The following is a 19,636-nucleotide window of genomic DNA, read 5'->3' as shown; positions in this document are numbered from 1 at the left end:
TCCTTAGCTGATTAGGCCGCGCGTATCTTCTGGAGCGAGATACGGCTCGCCATTGATGCGAACAAACAGCGGGCTAGTAACAAAGCCTTTGAGTTTGCGAGTGGATTTGTCGGCGCTTTCTGGGTCAATACCGATGATGTCGGACAGCACGAACTTGACACCGAACAGTTCGATTTTGTCTTCGTCTACGCCGTTGTTGGCGTAAAACAACATATCGTCGGGTTTGATGCCTCGGTAACTGCCTGCGGCTTTCGCGGCTTTGTGTACTTTTTTGAACTGACTAAGGTCGAGTTCTAGCTCTACATCACAGCTTACTTTTCCGTCTAGATAGCCGTCGGTGATGCCACGTGTATAAGCGACTTGCGATTCATCGTTAATAGTGGCGGTCGCGCTTTTTACGTGCACAAACTCACCGAACAATGTTGTGTCGAAGCTGCGGCCTGAGAAACGTGCGGTCATGATGTTGCCCCCTGTTTAATTGAAATGGCGATGGTGATTTTTACCGGGCATTCATAGGGCTGAACGCTCATGTAAATTTCTACTTCTTCAGTGCTTACCCATTTGATATCAATATCGCCATCTTCTGGCGGGTAGATTTCACCCGGCACACCCGTTAGGGCCATTTGGCGTAAGTCTTGCGTGAAGTAGAGTTTTGCCGCGGCGATGCTGCCCGGTGTTGAGTTCAATGTGCGATCACCGATTCGAGCGATACCGCGAATGCGAACTTTACGGGCGGCTTTCATGGCGACGCGAATGTGGCGAATGTCTTGGTAGTCACCACCGGGCACATCAAGCGTGCGGCCTGTTGTCCAATATTGACCGGGATAATCTGGGTACCACATAGGCACGGCGATGCGGTTTGATTCCAAGGCGCGCAAGGTCGCTAGGTCTAACGTTTTGCCTGCGCTGTCTTTGGCTAGCTCGGTGTTGCCTAATACGCTGCCTGTTTGCACACGTGCGGGTGAGTCGGCTAGTGATACTTCTTGGTTGGCTAAACGGCCTGCGTATTTGCCAAGGGTGGTGCCATCAGCATGGACGTTTGGCACAACGGTGATGTATTCGCTTGCCACGTCTTTGGGGATGTTAACAATAGCAGCTAACCACTGTTCCCATGTTTGTTCTGCGGTGACGGCTGGCAGTTGGCAGATCACCCCAACTTCACGTCCTAACTGGTTTTTCAGTTCGGTGCGAACGGTGACGGCATCTTCAATCATGGCTTTGGTTTCGCAGTCGAAGCCAAGCACAATCATTTCAAAGCTGGATACTTCATTAGCTTTGTGAATGGCGTCTTGCCAGTTGTCGGCCTCGTCTAAGATCATCACGCCCGCCGTCCATTCACTTTTGCCGTTAAGTTGGGCGGCAGTGATGTTAGCTAACCCTTCTGGGTTGGCGTCTGCAAGTTTATCGGCTAGGTCGGTGGTTGAGTCGACCATGATTAGGTTACGTTCTGCTCCTTGCGGAACGGTGCCGTAAATAACGAAGAGAAAGTGATATTCAACCCCGGCAATGGGGCCGTTCATCAAGTTCAAGATTTTTATAATAACGGTTGGCCATGCCATGTTAGTTGCTCCTGTTTCGTTGCATTTCGCGTTTGATGATCATTGCCACTCGTTTGGGGCTAACGCCTATCAATCGCCGTTCTGGTCTACCTACTTCCCAACTTCGAGCGGGAGTTTTATTTTCCAACTCTTGAATGGTTTTGGCCGCTTCGCCTAACTTCATGTTTTCAATAATCCATTTAAGCGTTGGTTTCTTGCCTCGCTTTTGTCGGCCTTGCGGCTGTAAGCGGAAATTTAAGTCACGCAGTGCTTTGGCTTGTTCGCGCGTGGCTGGGTCGTTCTTGTTTGGCTCTTTGTTCTTTTTGGCTTGGCGCTTTCTTGCACTTAGCCCGCTTTCTTGCCCAATGCCGTGGTGATGTTGATAAGCGACAGAGCCACGCGCAGACGGCCAACCAACCAACAAGGTTTTGTTGTCGTCTTTTTGAAAGTGCTTTAGCTTTTTGGTGAAGCCTTTGAGCATTTTTCCGCGCCCTTTCTGGCGTTTTTTCCACTGATTTCCTTCTGGGTCACGGTTGGCACGTATGTTTTTACGCGTGGTTTTAGTCACTGCTGCGCCTAGCTTTTTGAGCATTCGTTGGCGCGTTTTTCTATCAAGCGTAAGTAAGTTAATTTGCTCGATGGTTCGTAAGTAACTGCGTTCGTCAGCGCTAATTCGAATCATCTGATCACCACGTCACGTAGGTGTTCTGCCACCCAAATTTCGTACTGGGCTATTTTCCAGCGCTTACCTTGCCAGTAGATATCCCCTTCAGGGTCTTCAACGACTTTGATGGGTTCTTCAAACATGACTTGGATGATCACTTCTGCGCTGCTTTCGTCTTCGACTACCACGTCAATGCTTGGGTCTTTGAGTTCGCCTAGTTGTTCTTCTCGTTCTTGGTCGTAGTCCATTAGCCATGCGCCAACATTGGCGAACAGTACGGCGGGGTCGTATTTTTTGAACGGTAGGCGGTCTATGTAGAATTCAGCCATGTAGCGTTGCTGCGCGATGTCGATGCCGTTGCCCATGTTGCGCGGCATTAGCACAAGCTCGATGTCGCTCATTTCAACTTCTAAGCGTTTGGCTATTTGCTCACCTAAGCATTTATCGATGTGCAGCTTTAGCGCGCGCATTTTCTGGCCGACTTGGTATGTGCTCATATCAGCTCCATTGATGAGCGTTTTAGCCCTTGCATGTGGCGGATGATTCGAGCGGATTCCGCTAACAGTTCGTTTTTGATTTCGGCACTGCGTTCTGCCAAGTGATCACCTTCTTTCTTTTGGTGAACGGTTGAGAAATCTGGCAGTAGGTCGGCTTTTGCTCGAGCAAAGACAGCGGCTTGGTATTGAATGACGACGCGGTTTTTATTGCCGATATATGGGAACGCTTGTATTTCTTCGGCTTTGTTGATGCCCTCGGCCATGTAGCTGGCTTTGAGCATTTCTAGCTCAAGGTTGACGGATGCAATAGCATTGGTGACAGCGTGTGCGATGCGTTCATCGTCTTGCGCGGCAGGTGTTCCTCGCATGCGCTCAAAATCACCGGCATTCACGTTAGGCCAAAAGCCATCGTTAGTGATTTCGGTTTCTTGGTAGCTGTCGGTTGATGCTGTGAACATTCTTCACCCTTTTTAAATAAGTGCGCCTCTAGCCACTGGTTCGACGGTTAACAATGAACCACGAAGGTTATTGCAACCTCGCCAGCCGAGGCGCGGCGGCGTAGGAGTCTTTAAAGCTTGCCGTCTTGAATGGCACGAATGCGCATGTCAATTTGGCCTATTTTGGTTTTCACTCCGCACTTGCTGTGCACTTCGTGTGCTTTCAGCAACAGCGCTTTTGCTTTTTCAAGTTGTTCAATGGTGCCGACTTGGCTTGGTTGCGGTTCGCCTTTGCTGTTAAGCAGTAATCCGTAGCCTGCGAACTTGAGCCATTCTGCGTAGAGTTTTTCAGGTATTACCCACTCTTCTTTCCAAAGCTTTTCAAATACGGTGCTGAAATATGGGTCTACTGAGTGGCCAAATGACAGTTGGTTGGTTGCCCACTCCAACACTTCACGAGCAATGAACGTAGGCCATGTGCACTTGAAGTTTTCCGGCGTTGGCAGTTCTCGCTCAATGGCTTTTTCAACCCATGCCAAAGCGGTATCAAAATCACTGGTATCGACTAACCACACGATCAAGTCGGTGAAGATTGGGTTTTGATAGCGTTCGCCTGCTTCCAAGTACGCTTCTGCCACTGGCTTGTATTTGGGAATAAGCACTTCGCGTTTGTGGTTTACCTTCTGCGCGATTTGAACAAAGCTTTTTAGGGCTTTTTTGTCTTGCTCAAATTCGATTAAGCGAAGGTGTAAGCTGTCCAAACTTGCAGTGGCATCGTGCGCCACTGCGTGGTTGGTTTGCTTAGCTTTTAACAGTGCATCGCGCTGCTGTTTAAGTGGGCTAACCATGTTCAATCACCTTTCTAGGCTGCGGGTGCTTCGGCGATAGTGACCGATTCGATAGCCGCGAACTTATCTAAATCACCCACGGCATAACCTTCCATGCGTAAGTAGGAGTTTTCGAATTGCTTGCGGTCTTCTTCGTTTTTCGCTTTGCGCCACTGGGTGCCTTTTTGCGTGAGCACTTGCAGGTTTTTCAAGCTTGTTACCCACATTGCATCGGCTGGGAAGAATGGCGGCGTGTACGCTGTCATACCTGCGATTGATTTCGCCAATTGCTGGGCGGCTTTGTGCTCGGTCGGTTTATCAGCGGCTTGCAGTAAGCGGTGCTGTTCGAACGTCACTAAGTCGGTACCCACAATGACGACCAAATCAGGTGATGATTGATGCACTTCGTGGATCACGTTGCGTTTTAAGTCGTTCGCTAGTGCATCCAAGTTTTTGTAAGAACCTTCGGTGGCTCCGGTTGGGTCGAGAATGGCAGAGGCAAGTACTTGCTCGGCTTTTTTCTCTTTTGCGAGTTTTAGCCAACCTTTGTTGACATCTTGGCCGAGTGGGTTTGCTTCTGGGTCGGTAGTTTCGGCAATGGAAGTGCCGTTGAAGCCGATTTTTAACACGTCTAACGCGACGTTACGCGTCATGGCGGCGTTCATTAACTTGGTGAACTCGCCCACGTTGCCGGAGTTCGCCCACTGGGTGAGTAGTTCCCACGTAATGGTTGCGCACGAGTCGGTTTCTGCTAGCTGGTAAGTGTTGCCACCCATGCCTAACGCAGCGCGGAAGCGTTCACCTTTTTTACGGCCAGTGAGCAGTTTGCCTGTGCCGACATCAACGACTTGGCCTTGAATTTGGTCTACCGACAGCATGGAGATCATTTTCAAGAATGAATCTGATTCCATGATGGCTTGACGTAGCTTGGTTTCGATAGGCGGCGCAATAGAGAATTTATTGGTTACGTCCACACCTTCGACAGCGGCAGCTTTAGCAACGGCAAAGCTATATAGCTGTAAGAATTTAACGGCTTGATTACTTAGGCTCATTATTACAATGCCTCCACTGTTAGGTCGCCTGCGCCTTCTTCTGGCGGACGTTGTCCACCCGTTTCACCAGATAACGCGTTGAATTTGGTTTCCAGCTCACCGAATTTCTGATCAAGGCCGTTGAATTTTTCAGTGAGATCACCAAGCGGTTTTAGTTGCTTGGTCAGTTCTGCGCTGAATAGCTTCATTGAGTCTTGTTCTTCTGGTGTTTCTGGCTCTTGCGGTTGCAGTTTTAGCGCAGAGAATTTGGTTTCAATCTCTTGGCCAATTTCTATTTTTAGATTGCTAAAAGATTCTTTCAGCAAGGCTTTTAGTTCGTCGGTCACTTCTGTGTCCCCTTGTTCCGGTTCTGGTGTTTGCTCTGGCGAGCTTGCGCCAGATTGGAAAAAGTTTTTGCACATGGCGAAGAATTTAGAAAAGTCATGCGGTTGATTTGTGTAAAAACCGCTTAGGTCGATTTCTTCTAAAGCGTCCGCTTGTAAGGCGGTTTCTTCACCTTTGCGGCGTGAGAATTTGAGTTGCGTTGTACCTGTGGAGGCTGGGGAGTCAGTCGCAGCTAGGCCCATTAAATAACAACGCCCCTCGCCCTTGTAATCGGGATCTGGTTCTATCGAGGTAAAGAGCTTTTGCCCTTCTTTGTTTGCATCAAGCAGGTACTGGTTGGCGGTAATTTTGGCGAATAGGCGTAATTTGTCGTCTAACACTTCGGCTTTTAGTTCTTCAACTACGCCCCAGTTCTTACCTTCAAACGGAGCCCATGAACTACGCCAGTGTTCAGGCCAAACAAGTGCGGTGTATTCGTCTTTTGAATACAGCGCGGCCATGTCGTTTATCCATGGCTTGGTAATTTTGCGGCCGTCTATGGTGCTGCCTTCTGTGGCGATGACAACCCAATCACTGGTTTTTGGCATAGTTATTGGTACCCGTTTTTGCGTTATTACTTCGATTTGTGGCAAACATACGCCTTTGATTTCGTGCTTTCAGCTTGTTTAGTTCGGGTCAATTCGGATATGAGCAAAACTGGAATTTCGAGGAATTTTGGTAGGCGAATCATGGGGTTTTGGCGGCGTATTATTCGGGCATGGCATACTCCCCTGAAATACGACAAGCCGCCCGAGCCCTTTATTTAAAGGCTTGGACGCCAAGCGAAATCGCTACTGAATTGAAGCTAGGTAATGAACGGATTGTTTATTATTGGGCTGATAAATTCGGTTGGCGCGATATGTTGCGCGAACAAACGGTTGATGAAGCTATTTCAAACCGTATTCAAACGCTGCTTGAACTTCAAGAGCCCACCAAGAACCAGCTTGATATGTTGGATAGGCTTATCGGCCACCATGCGAAGCTGAAGAAACAGCGCGCGCTTGAAAAGCAGCAAGGTGATCAACCGCTACATAATGAAAGTGGTAAGCCCGATTCTAGCCGTGGTAAACAAAACGGCCATTCGCAGGGCAATAGTGGTAAAGGTTCTGGCCACAATGGCAAACTTCCTCAAAAGCGTGGTAAGAAACAGAAGAATGACGTTAGTGAACTAACCGAAGAATGTTTCAAGCTTTGGCATGATTCGCTGTTTGAATACCAAATTGTGATGCGTAATAACTTGCATCAGCGCATTCGTAATATTCTTAAATCTCGCCAAATTGGTGCTACTTATTACTTTAGTGGTGAAGCGTTAGAAAACGCGATTCTGACTGGCGATAATCAAATATTCCTTTCGGCTTCTCGCGCTCAAGCGGAAGTGTTCCGGCGCTACATTATTGCGATAGCGAAAGAGTTTTTAGACCTGGAGTTATCCGGCAACCCGATCACCCTATCGAATGGCGCTGAACTGCATTTCCTTTCTACCAATGGCAAAACAGCGCAGAGCTACCACGGCCATGTGTACGTTGATGAATATTTCTGGATAGGCAAGTTTGATGAGTTGAATAAAGTTGCTTCGGCGATGGCGACTCATAAAAAATGGCGTAAGACGTACTTTTCTACCCCTTCGACCAAAATGCACCAAGCCTACCCGTTTTGGACGGGTGATAAATGGCGCGGCGGCAAAGACACCCGCAAGAATATTGAATTCCCCACGTTTGAAGAGTACCGCGACGGTGGCCAGTTATGCCCGGATAGGCAATGGCGCTATGTGGTTACGATTGAAGACGCGGCGAACGGCGGCTGTGAACTGTTTGATATTGATGAACTGCGCGAAGAGTACAGCGAAACCGACTTCGATAACTTGTTTATGTGCGTGTTCGTTGACGGTGCAAGTTCTATCTTCCAGTTCAACAAGATCACCAAATGCATGGTGGATGTGGCGCACTGGCAGGACTTCGACCCACGCAAAGCGCGGCCATTTGGCAACCGTGAGGTGTGGCTAGGCTATGACCCTTCTCGGTCACGCGACAATGCGGTGTTGATGGTGGTTGCGCCACCTGTTTTGGAAGGTGAAAAGTTCCGTGTGCTTGAGAAACATTCTTGGCGCGGCTTGAGCTTTCAACACCAAGCGAGCGAGATAAGCAAAGTGTTTAAGCGTTACAACGTTACTTATTTAGGTATTGACGTAACGGGCATTGGCGCAGGGGTTTATGACCTGCTGCATAAAAAGCACCCACGCGAGGCGGTGGCGATTCATTATTCCAATGAAAACAAAAACCGCCTTGTAATGAAAATGATTGATGTAATTGAAGGTGAGCGTTTGCAGTTTGATGCCGAATATAAGGAAACGGCGATGGCGTTCATGGCGATTAAGCGCATGTCGACCAATAGCGGCAATATGATGACGTTCAAAGCCGACCGCAGTGAACTGGTTGGCCATGCGGATGACTTTTGGGCGCTTTCGCATGCGTTAGTGAACGAGCCCCTTGATTACAACAACCCCACTAAATCGACATGGGACATGGCAGCATGACCGAACAAAACACGACACACCACGTAATCAATAAAGAGGACGGCGAAAAGTCTTCCATGGTTGAGTTTTCCGCTATTCCTGAGTCGGTCGATAGTAGCAATTGGATGACTCAATATTGTGAGCTGATGTACAACGATGGCGACAACTATTGGGAGCCGCCTATCTCGTTAAAGGGCTTGGCTGACATTGCTAACGCTAACGCTTACCACGGTTCTATTCTAAAAGCGCGGGCTAACTATGTTTCGGCGCGTTTTGCGGGTGGCGGTAATATTGCCGATCACTTACTGAACCGGGCGTGTTGGGATTACTTCGGCTTGGGTATGGGCGCGTTTTTAATTTTGCGTAATGGCTTTAAACAACCGATTGGTTTACACCCGTTACCGATGATGCACATGCGCAAGCGTAAGAACGGTGACTTTGTGCAGTTGTTACGCGACTATGAATTTAAAGACTATCGCGCGGAAGATGTGATTTTCATTAGCCAGTATGACCCACAACAACAAGTTTATGGCCTTCCGGATTACTTGGGCAGCTTGCAAAGCAGCTTATTGAATAAAGACGCAACCATGTTTAGGCGCGCGTACTACAAGAACGGCGCGCACATGGGTTATATCTTTTATTCTAGAGACCCCAATATAAGCGCAGAAGATGAGAAAGCGATTAAAGATGCGATGCGTAATTCACGCGGCCCCGGCAACTTTCGCAGCATGTATGTGAACATCCCCAATGGCGAAGAGAAAGGCATTCAATTGATTCCGGTTGGCGACATTTCAACTAAAGATGAGTTTGAGCGCATCAAGAATATTACTGCGCAGGATATTTTTGTCGGCCACCGCTTCCCGCAAGGCATGGGCGGCATGACTACGCAAGTGGGCGCGAATGTGCCGGACCCAATTAAAGTAAGCACGGTTTATGACAAGTATGAAGTGGTACCCGTTTGTAAGCTGTTTATGAAAGCGGTAAACGAGCACCCAGAAATAAGTAAGTACAAGCATTTGCACTTGAATTTTGATTTAACGATTGGTTACGACGCGGCTTAATTTTTAGCAATGAACGGAGATAGTGTAATGAACTTAGTTAATTCTTCTAATGGTCAATCTCGGGTGGTTTCTCATGGCTTATCTAAAGCGTTTGAGACAACTATCCCGATCACTGAACTGACGGAAAAGAAATATATTTTTTGCCAGCATGGCAGCAATGGCCGTGTGTTTTTGGTTCCCAAGCTAAATGGCGTACCTGTTGCGGCCACTGGCGGCGTGGTTGTTACGGCTCGGCTCGGTGGTGTTGATGAAGCCATTCCCAGCGGTGAGGTTGATTTAGCACAATGCTTTCCCGCGGCTTATGAGAAACCTCGTTGGGGTGGCCTTGCTTCCCACGTTGGCGTAATTGCGGCGGGTGACATTACGGGCGCGGATGAGATTACGTTTATTGTGGAGCGTTACTGATGCGTGATTTTCCTGATGATGAGGTGATCACTGCGGTTGGCGCATCTTCTGGTTTGCGTGGTTTCCCTTTTGATGAGAGCTTGTATTTAAAGCCAAGGTTCGCCCCGTTTTTTGATGGTTTAGCGCAATATGTTCAGTTGAGCGAAGCTATCGTCATTCCGCCGAACGTTGATTTTTATATTGAAGTTAAAATGAGTGGTCTTTCGAATAATTCTTATCAATCTATTTTTTCTGGGCCGACGATTGATAACTTCTACCGAACTTTACCAGGTGGAGAAGGCATTCAATCTTATGCGGGTTCTTATGCCATCACTTGGTCAACATCCAACTTTGACGCTTCCAAAACTCAAACTTACGCTTTACGCAGAGTTAATAATGTTTTGTCCATAGTCATTGATGGCGAATCAAAATCAAGCCGAAGCAACTCAACTCAACAAGTTGTTTTCGATCGCTTGATTCGAGCTTGGACAACTTCTTCGTACTCTTCAGGAACCATCGAACACTTTAAGGTTTCTATTGGTGGCACTTTAACTAACTTGATTGAATTCAACCAAAAAAACCAAGCGGTTCAAGTGCCATCGGTTGGCTCGATAAGCGCGATGATAACAAATCACACGGATGCGATGTGGAGGAACGTCTAATGCTTTATCAGATTTATGCGTATTTAAATGATGCGAGCTGGCAGCAATTTGCTCAGCCTCTTTTCCCTGATGCGATTGATGTTGCGGGTTATCGTCTTTGTGTTTTCACTAACCGCGATACGCCTTTTTTGAAAACGTTCGCTTCTGAGCATGGTTTTATTGCTCAGCGGCTTGGTGTAGAGCAGACGATTAAAGCGATGGAAGGCGAAGAGGCTGGCCCGTTCGTGTGCGACTTGGAGATCGCGAAGGCAATCAAGCAACATTTTGAGCCAGATATTCAGAATTATTAATGCTCACCTAACACTCTTGCGGAAACTGTACAAAAACACAGCTTATTGACGTATTATTACTGAGTCAGTCAATTAGCTAGGTTTTGTTTATGCGCGTAATATGCCCAGAGTGCGGATGTAAAAGCCGTATCCATAAGTCGAATAGAATCACCGATAGCCATGCGGACTTATATTGTTCTTGCAGTGACCCGGAATGCGGCCATTCTTTTGTTATGAACCTTTCCTACAGTCATACGCTTAGCCCTTCTGCTAAGACAACAAGCCAACTTGCGTTTACTTTGATGAAAGCCTTGCCACCGGAACAGCGGCAAGAACTCAAGCAGCAACTTTCTATGTTGTAGCTTTTTGCTATTACACTTTAAACACTGGGCTTTGTGATTCTGCGGCCATCTCCATAATACTGGTGATGGCCGTTAGCTTTTCTGGTGTGATGGTTCCTTTGCTGTCGGCGATGATTAAGCCTGTTAAATAGGCTCCTGCTTTTTTTGTTGCTTCCGTTGCTTCGCTTACCGACATAGCGTCGATCACTAATTCTAATGCTGCAAGATGTATGCTTTTTTTCTGCGTTATCTTTGCAGCACTAATGGTTTCTAGTTCAGCCATTTAGCCTCCAACCTGACGTGATATACTGTATATTAATACAGTACTTTTTTAGTAACAAATTTATTTATGTGATTTATCGCCTATACTGAACATGGTGATTTATCTAGCCGGGGCGAACTATAAATATTCTAATGCTTTGGTATTGCGATCTGCTTCAACGTTCATTTCAACCTAACCTTAGTTGGCATTTATACCGTACATAACCGCCATATGTGGCGATTACGCAGGGGATTTCATGCCAAAACAAACCCGTCTTATTGACCCTATCATGTTGTTTTTTATTCAAGAACGACTGAGACAGCGCAAAACGCAGCGTGTTTTAAGCCGCCTTTCTGGTATTGATTACCGTATGCTTCAACGCCTTGAACAAGGGGAACGGGTTGTGGATATTGTGCAGATTCGTCGGCTATGTGATGCGCTGAATATTCCGCTTTCTCATCTTTCTTTGTATGAAGGTTATTCAAGTGATGAGCAGGCGATGATTCGGTCATTACCTGCTGAGATTCGTGATCAGCTGTTGAGCTTGGTTGGCGCGATAAGCAAGGAACTGGATAAGCTGAGTGTGTGACAAAACCCACCGGGCGGTGGGTTTTGGGTTGTTACTTGACCGACTCACGCAGGCACTTCACTGACTCAACATTGCTCAAATCTGCAATGTACAAACTCCATCTTTTATGCAACGAAAAACTCATAGATATGCTTCTTGCTCTATTACTCATATCACCGGACGTGATAACAATTGAATGACCGCTATAACCCGCTGTCATTTGCCCTTCTGTTGAACGGAAATCAATTCTCTGACAACAACTACTCAACCCTCTTAAATTGATTCCTGAGTACTGACTAAACATATTTTTTAATACCCAAATATCGATGAATGGCAAGTTCTCTTTATCTAGTACTACATATAATTTTTCATCTTCTCCCATACTGACAAAGAAAGTCACGATGAATTCCATCGCGTTAACTAGGCTCTTCATTGATTTTTCCATCACATCACCTCTTTTCCTGAAATTTCATAAACTTCAACATTGAGCCAGTGCTGAATGTTTTTGGTTTCATTGCGTACCCAATGCCATTTTTGCTCAGCTAGGTGTTTGGGTAGTTTGATGACTTTTTTCGTTGCGCCATCATTGGCGACTACTTTCTTTGGCTTTTCTAACACGGTAAAGCTGAAGTTCACTTCGTCGAACGTGACGGTTTCACCGCTTAGGTCTTCAAATGAATAAGCCGCTTGATGCGCGTGGTATGTTTTCCCGATGGTTAGTTGCATGGCTATCTCCCTATCTTGGTTAATACACTGAACATCGCCGCGGCTTGCATTTTTACGGCCATGCTGTTTTCTATCCGTGAAGTGAGGTTTTTTAATACCAATAATTTTTCGAAATCGCTTAGCTCTGCACTCGCGGCGAACGCTTCAAACTTTTCTTCTAACTGACTTGAAACCACATCAACGGTTTCTTGGTCTATTTCATGGTTTTGTTTCATATTTATAAGCTCCTACGCTAATGGCCAGTCTTCTATCATTTCTTTGTACTCACTCCAGCTTGTTGCGGCGGGAACGTCGTGGGCAAAGATAGATAAATCCGGTTGTGGGTAATCATCTTCTTCCGTCAGTTGGATAACTTCCGGCTCTGGCTCGGCTTTCTGGCCTAGCCAACTTAAATCAGGCTTAAATTCATTGCGGTATACAATTTGGTCTGGGCGTCTTTCGCCATCGCCAATGTGCAGCTTGACGCTTTTCTCTTCCGTTACCCTTAACCAACGCCCTTTCAACAGGTTTCGCCTGAAACTTTCGGTTAAATCATGCTCATTTATTAACCGACTTATTTCATATTCAACTAACGGGCTTAACTCTATATCGTGATCACTATTAACCTGTTCGCTTTGGGGCCGCGTACAGTTATTGACAGAACTCCGAGAGGCGGCAGAGCCGCCAGAAAGAGCAAGAGCCCCCGCTTCAGCTTGGGTTGTCTCATTTGGTTTCAGGCGTTTGCGGCTGATTTTCCACGTGTTTGGGTTCTCAGTTGGTTTGAAAACTTCATACTCTTTTTCAATGCGAGTTTTAGTGGTGGGCTTTTTGGTGATAGTCCAATTCTTAACGCGGGTTTTCACCATCACGCCGGAAGCGTCGAACCCTTCTAGCTTGCGCACGGTTTCGCCATGCGGCGAGGCAAACGGCAACTCTAAGTAAACGTTCTTCACTGTTAGGTCTTTGCGCGGCACAAACGGGCCACCTTGGCCCATGATGTAACCTTGAAAATCCCCTTTATCGGCGGCTTCCATGGCGGCTACGGCGCTGCCGTTTTGGTTCTCTAAACTCGGTTGATAGTTTTCGCTTAGCATCACGAACAGGCGCTTTGCATCAAAACGCTTTTTATCTTTCAATAGAGCATCTGGAATGGGCGGGCCGACAAACTTCTTGTTTGGCTTGCGCTCCATCTCTTTGTAGATCTCTAACATTTCGTCACGCGATAACTGGGTTAGGTAATCCATAAAGCTGGATTTATCTAAATTGGCGTAGCGGCGCAGTTCTCGGTAAGTGGTAACAGGCGCACCGCCGAAGAACTGGAACTGGCGAATAGCCCAGCGAGATTTCCACGCACAGACGTTTTTCGCCATGTCTTTCACGCTTTTGCCCGTTTCATCTGAAACGAGATCATCCATTGCGTAACCATCAATATTTTTAGCAATGTATTTGGCGATATAGCCTGTGGCGGTGCCTTGGCTTGGGTCGATGAATTTCACATCACAACGGGCTTTGTAATTGATGTTCAGTGACGTGACTTGGTTTTGCATGGTCGCCACTTTGACTTGCTCAGGTATTTCGATTTCTGGGCGCAGGTCAGCCAGTGCACACGGGTAATGTTTAGCATAAAGCTTGGTCGGCACTTTGAAGCGGGTGGCCTTTTCGATTTTTTCTTGATACGACAGCACATAGCTTTGTGCGCTGTAGTTCACTGGATAATAAAGATCGGCTTTGTCGAATAGCTCCATTGCTTCGGCTTTTACCGCATAACGAATGAAGATGTCGGAAACTCTTAGCGCATCTTGCGGCCTTACCCACAACAGCAAATGCCAGTGCGGTGTGCCGTCATGGTGTGGCTCGGCCACGCGCAGGCCAAACCAACGGATTCCCTCACGCCCAATTTTGGCGCGAATGCGTTCCCATACGTTGTTTAAGTAGTCTTGCGTTTGCTTTGGGCTTGCACCGTTCCAATGGCTAATAAAACCACCGTTTTGATAATTGTTGTGGTATTTGCCCGGCGCGGTGAGCGTAAGGAACATGCCTTGCAGGTTGAGCAAGTTACCGATGTCTTCATAGCCACGGCAGCGCGCCATCAATTCATGGCGCAGAATGGCAGGGTTTGAAATGCTTTTGAGTACCATGCCCATGAGTTCGGCTTCTTCGCCTGTTTCTTCTTCAAACAGCATGCCGTTTTTGATGAATTCCCAATTCTTCTCTTTTTGCTCTTTGTGTTCGCGCAGACAATCCCACGAGCAGTAAGCCGATGCACGTTTAGACACTTGGCCCATGGCAATGGCAAGGTGTTCACGCATGATTTTACGCACACGCACTAAGCGATTGAGTATCCACTTTTCATCGCTCATTTTTAGAATGTCGGTCGTGGCTGATAGTGGCGTTTGCTTCTTGTATTTGCGCGGTGATGCTAGGCCAAGCGAGCACACGAACCTAGCAAGCAGTTCGTAAACGATGATTAATGCGGCGTCCACTTCTTCACCTGTTTCTTGCTGATGCTGTTCCATGATCACGCTTTTCTTTTTGTTGATGATGCAGGAAAGCTTGAACGCCATTTCTTTGAGTTCGTCACGCTCAAGCTCTGCAATGATGCGCTCTTTGATTGGCTTGGCGTTTTGTTCGATGCGGTCAAAATCAAAGCCGATTTGCTTTGGCTGCGGTTGTTGAAAATCGCTTTGCTCAAGGTCGTTTTCTTCACTGAGCAAAGTGATTTTGTGAGTGGTTGGCAGTTGGCTGTATTGGGCCAGCACTAAGCGAACGCGCGCTCGTGCGGGTTCCATCTTTTCACGTAGGAAGGTGTTAGCTTCGCGGTTGCCTTCTTTTTTGAAAATGGCAAGGTAGCGGTTAACGAAGTATTTGGTTAAATAATCTGGCAGGTCGGCAAAGTAGGTTCTATACCACTCAAAGTCCTGCTTGTTGACTTCGTAGAGTTTGCGCTCGATAACGCTTAGGTTTTCGGGCTCTTTGTTGAAGCTAAGCGGCTGCGCGATATGAATGGATTGTGCCGGGGCGTTTTTGTTGCGCGACCATTCAAGAAAGAGTTGGTTTGCTCTTTCTTGTTCATATTCGCTTATTTCAAGTGCGCGAAGTTCGTCGACATCAACGTCTTGATACCAAGAAATCAGGCGCTCACTTTGGGTTAACCCTTTTTCGTGATCGCGCCTGCTTTTTTTGGTGGCGTAGGTGGTGGTCAAAATGGTATCTCGTCAAAACGATCAGCAGCGATATCCGCTGTAATCATTCGCACATAACTAACGTAAAATGAGGAAATACCCGAATTTTGAATGTTGAACACTGCTGCTTCAGCGCGTGTAACTTCTCCGTATTTAATTGATTTCATAAATTCATCATGCTTTGAGTAAACCATTCTTGCTTCACGATAGAGAACTTTGAATAACTCTTTAGCTGATAACGTAGGCTTACCCACAACCGCTAAACCGCAGCTTGGGCAGGTGGTGTCGCTTTCTTTGATCACCGATGGGCAGTGTGGGCATAGAGTTTCTTTCATACTTCCCCCGAAATGATGTGACTTAAAGCTTGCGGAATGTTGAAACGGTTTCCGTAATCCCAAATGAACCATGAGTATTCGCAGGAATCTGAACGCCCCTTAACAAAGCGTGGTCTTGGGATAATGACTGGCGTTTTATTTGGGAACCCCACTTCAGCCCAAAACGGCACCCTTTTTATTGAACCCAAAAAGTTAACGCGCTGTAAGTAAGCCATTGTTCCGTTCGGTGCTAACTCATTTAAGCTTTTGCGAATAAACTCTTCAGTCAGTGAAAATGGTGGATTAGTGATGATCACATCTTGCTTACCGAAATTAGTGGTTAGGTAATCAACGCCCATTTCTATTTCTGCGTATGATTTTTGTGATAGTGGTAAATCAACCTTGTCGAAGATCGCCCCTGTTCCATAACAAGGTTCTAGAAACGTATCGGTTTCACGAAGGGTTAACTTTGCTAGTAATGCATCAACCACCTCTGGCGGTGTTGGATACAATTCACTAGGCTCCACTTTTCCATTTGTTGAGCTCATTTTTTCTGTTCCTTCGATAATTGGCGGCAAATAACGCAAACGTTGAAACCGTGCTTGTCTTTTTCAACAAGCAGGTCATTAACGATGCGGTGGCAGTGACGGCAAATGCAGTGCGTGGCTTGGTTGCTCATATCAGCTATTCTCCAACTCACGACCGCAAAAAGGACAGTAAGAACAAAGCATTCTTACTGAATCTTTCGTGAGGTTTTTAGCTGGGGTTTTATCCTTTTTCATCTGTCGATATTCGATATTGATTTGTGGATTGACCGGAACACGATCACCCGAAAAGAAAAACGAATACCCTTCCCACGCTACGTTTAAATCCGTTGCGCCATCAGGCAGTTGGGCGATCACTTGCTCTTTAATTCTTTCTAGATTCTCGTCAAAACAGTTACATTTGCTCATATCACATTGCCTCTAAGGTTGGGTGGCCGTGGATGGGTTCGCAGTCGCGCCACCACATTTGCATTGATGCGTGTTGGCTTGTGCTGCGGTTGCATGCGGAAACAAAGAAAAGTGCGCGGATTGCGCCTAGGGCTTGGTGTGACATATCGCTGTCAGTGGATTGGTTGAAAACAACAATCCAAAAGCACCACCAAGCGGTGATGAAGTCTTCAAGACATAAGCCTTGTTTTGTGCCGTTAACGTTAACGAGCATGGCGCGCGTTGAATCGAGTTCGAGCATTGGCCCTTGGCTTGATTCGATAATGTTAAACACACGAAAGAACTGTTCTATTTTGCGAGTAGTGAACCCTTCATGACGCAAGATCACTTCCAGTTCTTCTTTGTGAACCGTGATGATGTTGGCCATTACGCTTGCTCCGCTGGAGTTACAAAGGCTTCACGCGCTTCTATGATGAGTTCGGTTAATTGGCTTTCGATGAAAAGGAGTTTTTTAAGCGGGTTAGGTTCGATGGAAAGATAGACGTCCTCATTTAATAGCCTTTCTTTTTTCGACTCTTCATCACTCCAGTCAGTGCTAATATGAACCGCCCAAACTCTGAACGAATTCGAATGACAATCTAGGTCAGTAAACACTTGGATCACATCATTGTTCGACAGCGCTAACACGTTGATGGCGTGGATAACATCGTAGATATCGCGGTTAGCAATCGCTTTGCTAATTTGTTGTGCTTCATCTTTAATGTTTTCGCTTGTCAGTGGGGCCGTGAATTCAATACGAATTGGCTGTGGTAACAACGAGCTGAACGCCATGCAAACACGGCGTTGGTTGGTTAACATCATCTCGTGCATTTCACGAGTTTGTCGCAGTTGATCGCGGGTGTCTTCGTTAAGTTCTTTTGCAATAGCAACGGATTCTTTTGCAACTTTTAGCGCTTCACGCGCCTCATTCGTTTCACTCATTTTCAAAGCTCCTACGCTTATCGATGTAAAAAAAGCCCTCCCTCAATCCGAAGAAATCGAGAGGGCAAAGACGCCTTGGCTAGGCTTGGGTATATCGTTTAAAACTGGGTTACGACCAACGGTCTAAAATGCGTTGCGCTTTCATATCTAAGCGGTTGATTTCTTGCGCGATGAGCGTGCGCTTCATTTGCGTTGTGTCTTCGCTGTCGGCTTTTTCGATCAGCTCTGCGCGTTTTTTGCGTAATGGTTCAAGCAGTTTTTCGCGCAGCTCTCCACGAACGCGCTGTAGGCAAGCTAGCCCCTTTTGCTTTTGCGTAGCGTTAAGGCTGTGGTGCGGCATGTCCGGGCAAGGTTGGTGACATGCGGTTTCAAAGTTTTGGATTGCAACTGACATGGTGGTTTCTCCTATGCTAAGCCGGGGATGGCTGCACCGTTCATCACGAAATCAACACCCATGCTGAGCAAAGGTGATACGCCTGTGGTGCGTTTTTCTAAATCGGATATCAGCAAAACGAGGTTGCCTAGCGCCGCTTGGGCGGTGGCTAAGGTTTTGCGTTTTTGGCTGCGCGGGTAGCGGTGTTCGTGGCTAAGTGCTAACACACTGCCAGAAAGCTGGCCCGTAAGGTTCGAGTGTTCAAGGATGCGTTCAACAAGGCTTTTCGCTTGTTCTTCCACGGGTACCGATGCCGTTACCACGCCCAAATCACCCAGCAAGGTGTTAACAATGCTGTAATCATCTGACACGTAGCAAACCAAAGCCATAACCGGACAAGTCAAATGACGGCTCTGACTAGGATTCATCATATTCCTTAGCACCTGCCCATCCATTCCGATTTTCCTCGCGATTTTTTCCATATCATGATTCACAGCGAAGTCGCACAAACTGGCGTTAAATGCCTCTTGTTTGAACTCAAGCAATTCATACATGGCGTTATTTGCGTCCATGTTCGACAATCTCCTAAGCGAAGAACGGCGGCACGAAAATGACGACAAGTGCGAACACGTGTAGCCATTTCGGGCAGTGGGTTTTAGTGGGTACAAGGGAAGAAAGGCGCATGGTTACCCCAGCACAGCTATAGCTTCACGAGCTGCCATTTCATGCATGGCAACCATATTTACCAACGGCTTATCGCGGGGTTTTTCTTTAGGTTTGGTGATGATTCGTCCTTCCGAAATGTATTGACGAATGGTTCCCATCGCTAAACCTGAAATAATGGAATACTTTTCACATGTCACGTACGCACTCTCAGGTGGTACCGAATATGTCAGCATGGTGATATCCTTACGAGTTAGTTATATTTGTCGGTTGTCATTTGCTTTGGTCGGCGTGACACCGGAACACAAGGATATTAGATCGCCAAACGACAAAGCACAATACCAAATGGCGATCTAAATCAAATTTTTGGAATAAATAGAATGCCGAACAACAAAATATTGCCGTTCGAATACTTGTCTGGTGACGAATTCACTTCGAACCTAAAAAGACTGACTCACACAAAGGATTTCCAAGAGTTAAGCGATCTATTAAGTGTCCCAAAGGCCACATTTAGCACTTGGAACACACACAACAGAACGTCACATGAATTAATGGTAAGACTTCATTTGGCGATGGGCATACCAATTGAAGAATTAGCACTCAAACCACAAGATCGCCAAAAGTCTCATCATGTGACCAATGAACCTCGCGTTTCTTATAGCTATGAAGCGGTTAAGCAGAATAACCCTCAGCACTCAACTGTGATTCTAAAAAGCTTTTGCTTAGCAAATGGGCAACTGATTGAAACAGGTGAAATCCCTTATCCGGTAAGAAGAGTGAACAGTTTTAACTTGGACGCTGAAAAGGTGATCGAGGTTGAAACTAACGAGGCGATTTACTTGCTTGATAAAAGCACAACCGATGCTGTGGCAGGCAATTACTTAATTGATGTTGACGGGCGCTTGTCCATCAACCAAATACAGCGTTTACCCGGCAGAAAGTTAGCAATAGCTTTTGGTGACAGCACTATTGAAGCGTCAGAGAACGACATTAAAGTGCTTGGCCGTGTAGCGGTAACAATGAAAAAAGATTAATTATTAACTTGGCTA

General features: G+C 46.6%; 29 protein-coding genes. 8 read left to right on the top strand and 21 right to left on the bottom strand.

Features of this window, described 5'->3' with window-relative positions:
- Positions 1-3: 3 nt before the first annotated feature.
- The 8 genes from AACQ75_RS12975 to AACQ75_RS12940 form a co-directional block, all read right to left on the bottom strand.
- Positions 4-462 (bottom strand): phage protein, encoded by a 459-nt coding sequence (locus tag AACQ75_RS12975; RefSeq protein ID WP_170888806.1) that lies wholly within the window; start codon positions 460-462, stop codon positions 4-6.
- Positions 456-1,559, bottom strand: coding sequence for a DUF2586 domain-containing protein (locus AACQ75_RS12970; protein WP_170888781.1), 1,104 nt, complete (start codon positions 1,557-1,559; stop codon positions 456-458). The genes AACQ75_RS12975 and AACQ75_RS12970 overlap by 7 nt, the downstream gene beginning before the upstream one ends.
- A 1-nt stretch (position 1,560) precedes the next feature.
- A complete protein-coding gene (locus AACQ75_RS12965) occupies positions 1,561-2,220 on the bottom strand; it encodes a phage virion morphogenesis protein (RefSeq protein WP_170888780.1) in 660 nt (219 codons plus the stop codon).
- The gene (locus AACQ75_RS12960) at positions 2,217-2,699 is read right to left on the bottom strand and encodes a phage tail protein (protein WP_094164580.1); all 483 of its coding nucleotides are present in this window, start codon (positions 2,697-2,699) and stop codon (positions 2,217-2,219) included. The genes AACQ75_RS12965 and AACQ75_RS12960 overlap by 4 nt, the downstream gene beginning before the upstream one ends.
- Positions 2,696-3,157 (bottom strand): head completion/stabilization protein, encoded by a 462-nt coding sequence (locus tag AACQ75_RS12955; protein WP_170888779.1) that lies wholly within the window; start codon positions 3,155-3,157, stop codon positions 2,696-2,698. Before AACQ75_RS12955 ends, AACQ75_RS12960 begins: the two co-directional genes overlap by 4 nt.
- 110 nt (positions 3,158-3,267) lie before the next feature.
- Positions 3,268-3,984: a phage terminase small subunit gene (gene gpM / locus AACQ75_RS12950; protein WP_170888778.1), complete on the bottom strand. Its 717-nt coding sequence runs from the start codon at positions 3,982-3,984 to the stop codon at positions 3,268-3,270.
- Positions 3,985-3,998: 14 nt separating this feature from the next.
- Entirely contained in the window at positions 3,999-5,015 is a 1,017-nt protein-coding gene (locus AACQ75_RS12945; protein ID WP_170888777.1) for a phage major capsid protein, P2 family, read from the bottom strand.
- A gap of 2 nt (positions 5,016-5,017) precedes the next feature.
- Complete coding sequence (locus AACQ75_RS12940) at positions 5,018-5,926, bottom strand: GPO family capsid scaffolding protein (protein ID WP_170888776.1); 909 nt, start codon at positions 5,924-5,926, stop codon at positions 5,018-5,020.
- A 170-nt stretch (positions 5,927-6,096) separates the two neighbouring features.
- Between AACQ75_RS12940 and AACQ75_RS12935 the strand changes: the two genes are divergently transcribed.
- The 6 genes from AACQ75_RS12935 (at position 6,097) to AACQ75_RS12910 (ending at position 10,628) form a co-directional block, all read left to right on the top strand.
- Positions 6,097-7,911 (top strand): terminase large subunit domain-containing protein, encoded by a 1,815-nt coding sequence (locus AACQ75_RS12935; protein ID WP_170888775.1) that lies wholly within the window; start codon positions 6,097-6,099, stop codon positions 7,909-7,911.
- A complete protein-coding gene (locus AACQ75_RS12930) occupies positions 7,908-8,951 on the top strand; it encodes a phage portal protein (RefSeq protein WP_170888774.1) in 1,044 nt (347 codons plus the stop codon). The genes AACQ75_RS12935 and AACQ75_RS12930 overlap by 4 nt, the downstream gene beginning before the upstream one ends.
- Positions 8,952-8,978: 27 nt before the next feature.
- Positions 8,979-9,356, top strand: a complete 378-nt coding sequence (locus AACQ75_RS12925) for a hypothetical protein (protein ID WP_249339356.1) — start codon at positions 8,979-8,981, stop codon at positions 9,354-9,356.
- Positions 9,356-9,997, top strand: a complete 642-nt coding sequence (locus AACQ75_RS12920) for a hypothetical protein (RefSeq protein ID WP_170888773.1) — start codon at positions 9,356-9,358, stop codon at positions 9,995-9,997. Before AACQ75_RS12925 ends, AACQ75_RS12920 begins: the two co-directional genes overlap by 1 nt.
- Positions 9,997-10,287: a hypothetical protein gene (locus AACQ75_RS12915; RefSeq protein ID WP_170888772.1), complete on the top strand. Its 291-nt coding sequence runs from the start codon at positions 9,997-9,999 to the stop codon at positions 10,285-10,287. Before AACQ75_RS12920 ends, AACQ75_RS12915 begins: the two co-directional genes overlap by 1 nt.
- A gap of 89 nt (positions 10,288-10,376) precedes the next feature.
- Entirely contained in the window at positions 10,377-10,628 is a 252-nt protein-coding gene (locus AACQ75_RS12910; protein WP_094150695.1) for an ogr/Delta-like zinc finger family protein, read from the top strand.
- 10 nt (positions 10,629-10,638) lie between these two features.
- Here AACQ75_RS12910 and AACQ75_RS12905 read toward each other — a convergent pair whose 3' ends face one another.
- Entirely contained in the window at positions 10,639-10,890 is a 252-nt protein-coding gene (locus AACQ75_RS12905) for a hypothetical protein (protein WP_094150697.1), read from the bottom strand.
- Positions 10,891-11,125: 235 nt separating this feature from the next.
- On the opposite strand from AACQ75_RS12905, the gene AACQ75_RS12900 reads away from it, so the two are divergent.
- Positions 11,126-11,458: a helix-turn-helix domain-containing protein gene (locus AACQ75_RS12900; protein ID WP_094163436.1), complete on the top strand. Its 333-nt coding sequence runs from the start codon at positions 11,126-11,128 to the stop codon at positions 11,456-11,458.
- 31 nt (positions 11,459-11,489) lie between these two features.
- Here the strand turns inward: AACQ75_RS12900 and AACQ75_RS12895 are convergent, their stop codons facing one another.
- From AACQ75_RS12895 to AACQ75_RS12840, 12 genes are all read right to left on the bottom strand, one after another.
- A complete protein-coding gene (locus AACQ75_RS12895; RefSeq protein ID WP_170888771.1) occupies positions 11,490-11,882 on the bottom strand; it encodes a hypothetical protein in 393 nt (130 codons plus the stop codon).
- Entirely contained in the window at positions 11,882-12,163 is a 282-nt protein-coding gene (locus AACQ75_RS12890; protein WP_170888770.1) for a hypothetical protein, read from the bottom strand. Before AACQ75_RS12890 ends, AACQ75_RS12895 begins: the two co-directional genes overlap by 1 nt.
- Before the next feature lie 2 nt (positions 12,164-12,165).
- The gene (locus tag AACQ75_RS12885) at positions 12,166-12,378 is read right to left on the bottom strand and encodes a hypothetical protein (RefSeq protein ID WP_170888769.1); all 213 of its coding nucleotides are present in this window, start codon (positions 12,376-12,378) and stop codon (positions 12,166-12,168) included.
- A 12-nt stretch (positions 12,379-12,390) separates the two neighbouring features.
- The gene (locus tag AACQ75_RS12880; protein ID WP_170888768.1) at positions 12,391-15,345 is read right to left on the bottom strand and encodes a replication endonuclease; all 2,955 of its coding nucleotides are present in this window, start codon (positions 15,343-15,345) and stop codon (positions 12,391-12,393) included.
- A complete protein-coding gene (locus AACQ75_RS12875) occupies positions 15,342-15,659 on the bottom strand; it encodes a hypothetical protein (protein WP_170888693.1) in 318 nt (105 codons plus the stop codon). The genes AACQ75_RS12880 and AACQ75_RS12875 overlap by 4 nt, the downstream gene beginning before the upstream one ends.
- Positions 15,656-16,186 (bottom strand): DNA methyltransferase, encoded by a 531-nt coding sequence (locus AACQ75_RS12870; protein ID WP_170888767.1) that lies wholly within the window; start codon positions 16,184-16,186, stop codon positions 15,656-15,658. Before AACQ75_RS12870 ends, AACQ75_RS12875 begins: the two co-directional genes overlap by 4 nt.
- Positions 16,187-16,318: 132 nt before the next feature.
- Complete coding sequence (locus AACQ75_RS12865) at positions 16,319-16,591, bottom strand: hypothetical protein (RefSeq protein ID WP_094163422.1); 273 nt, start codon at positions 16,589-16,591, stop codon at positions 16,319-16,321.
- 1 nt (position 16,592) lies between these two features.
- On the bottom strand, positions 16,593-16,997 hold the full coding sequence (locus AACQ75_RS12860) for a hypothetical protein (RefSeq protein ID WP_170888766.1): 405 nt from the start codon (positions 16,995-16,997) through the stop codon (positions 16,593-16,595).
- Positions 16,997-17,551 (bottom strand): hypothetical protein, encoded by a 555-nt coding sequence (locus AACQ75_RS12855; protein ID WP_170888765.1) that lies wholly within the window; start codon positions 17,549-17,551, stop codon positions 16,997-16,999. Before AACQ75_RS12855 ends, AACQ75_RS12860 begins: the two co-directional genes overlap by 1 nt.
- A 109-nt stretch (positions 17,552-17,660) precedes the next feature.
- Complete coding sequence (locus AACQ75_RS12850; RefSeq protein WP_170888764.1) at positions 17,661-17,945, bottom strand: hypothetical protein; 285 nt, start codon at positions 17,943-17,945, stop codon at positions 17,661-17,663.
- An 11-nt stretch (positions 17,946-17,956) separates the two neighbouring features.
- The gene (locus AACQ75_RS12845) at positions 17,957-18,496 is read right to left on the bottom strand and encodes a phage regulatory CII family protein (protein ID WP_170888763.1); all 540 of its coding nucleotides are present in this window, start codon (positions 18,494-18,496) and stop codon (positions 17,957-17,959) included.
- 114 nt (positions 18,497-18,610) lie between these two features.
- Positions 18,611-18,823 (bottom strand): hypothetical protein, encoded by a 213-nt coding sequence (locus tag AACQ75_RS12840; RefSeq protein WP_170888762.1) that lies wholly within the window; start codon positions 18,821-18,823, stop codon positions 18,611-18,613.
- Positions 18,824-18,967: 144 nt separating this feature from the next.
- On the opposite strand from AACQ75_RS12840, the gene AACQ75_RS12835 reads away from it, so the two are divergent.
- Positions 18,968-19,621, top strand: coding sequence for a phage repressor protein CI (locus tag AACQ75_RS12835; RefSeq protein WP_170888761.1), 654 nt, complete (start codon positions 18,968-18,970; stop codon positions 19,619-19,621).
- Positions 19,622-19,636: the final 15 nt, after the last annotated feature.

This window comes from Vibrio sp. B1-2 (assembly GCF_963888445.1).
Classification (GTDB): domain Bacteria; phylum Pseudomonadota; class Gammaproteobacteria; order Enterobacterales; family Vibrionaceae; genus Vibrio; species Vibrio anguillarum.
The sequence above is the reverse complement of the archived record's forward strand: the minus strand, read 5'-3'. Positions and strand labels throughout refer to the sequence as shown.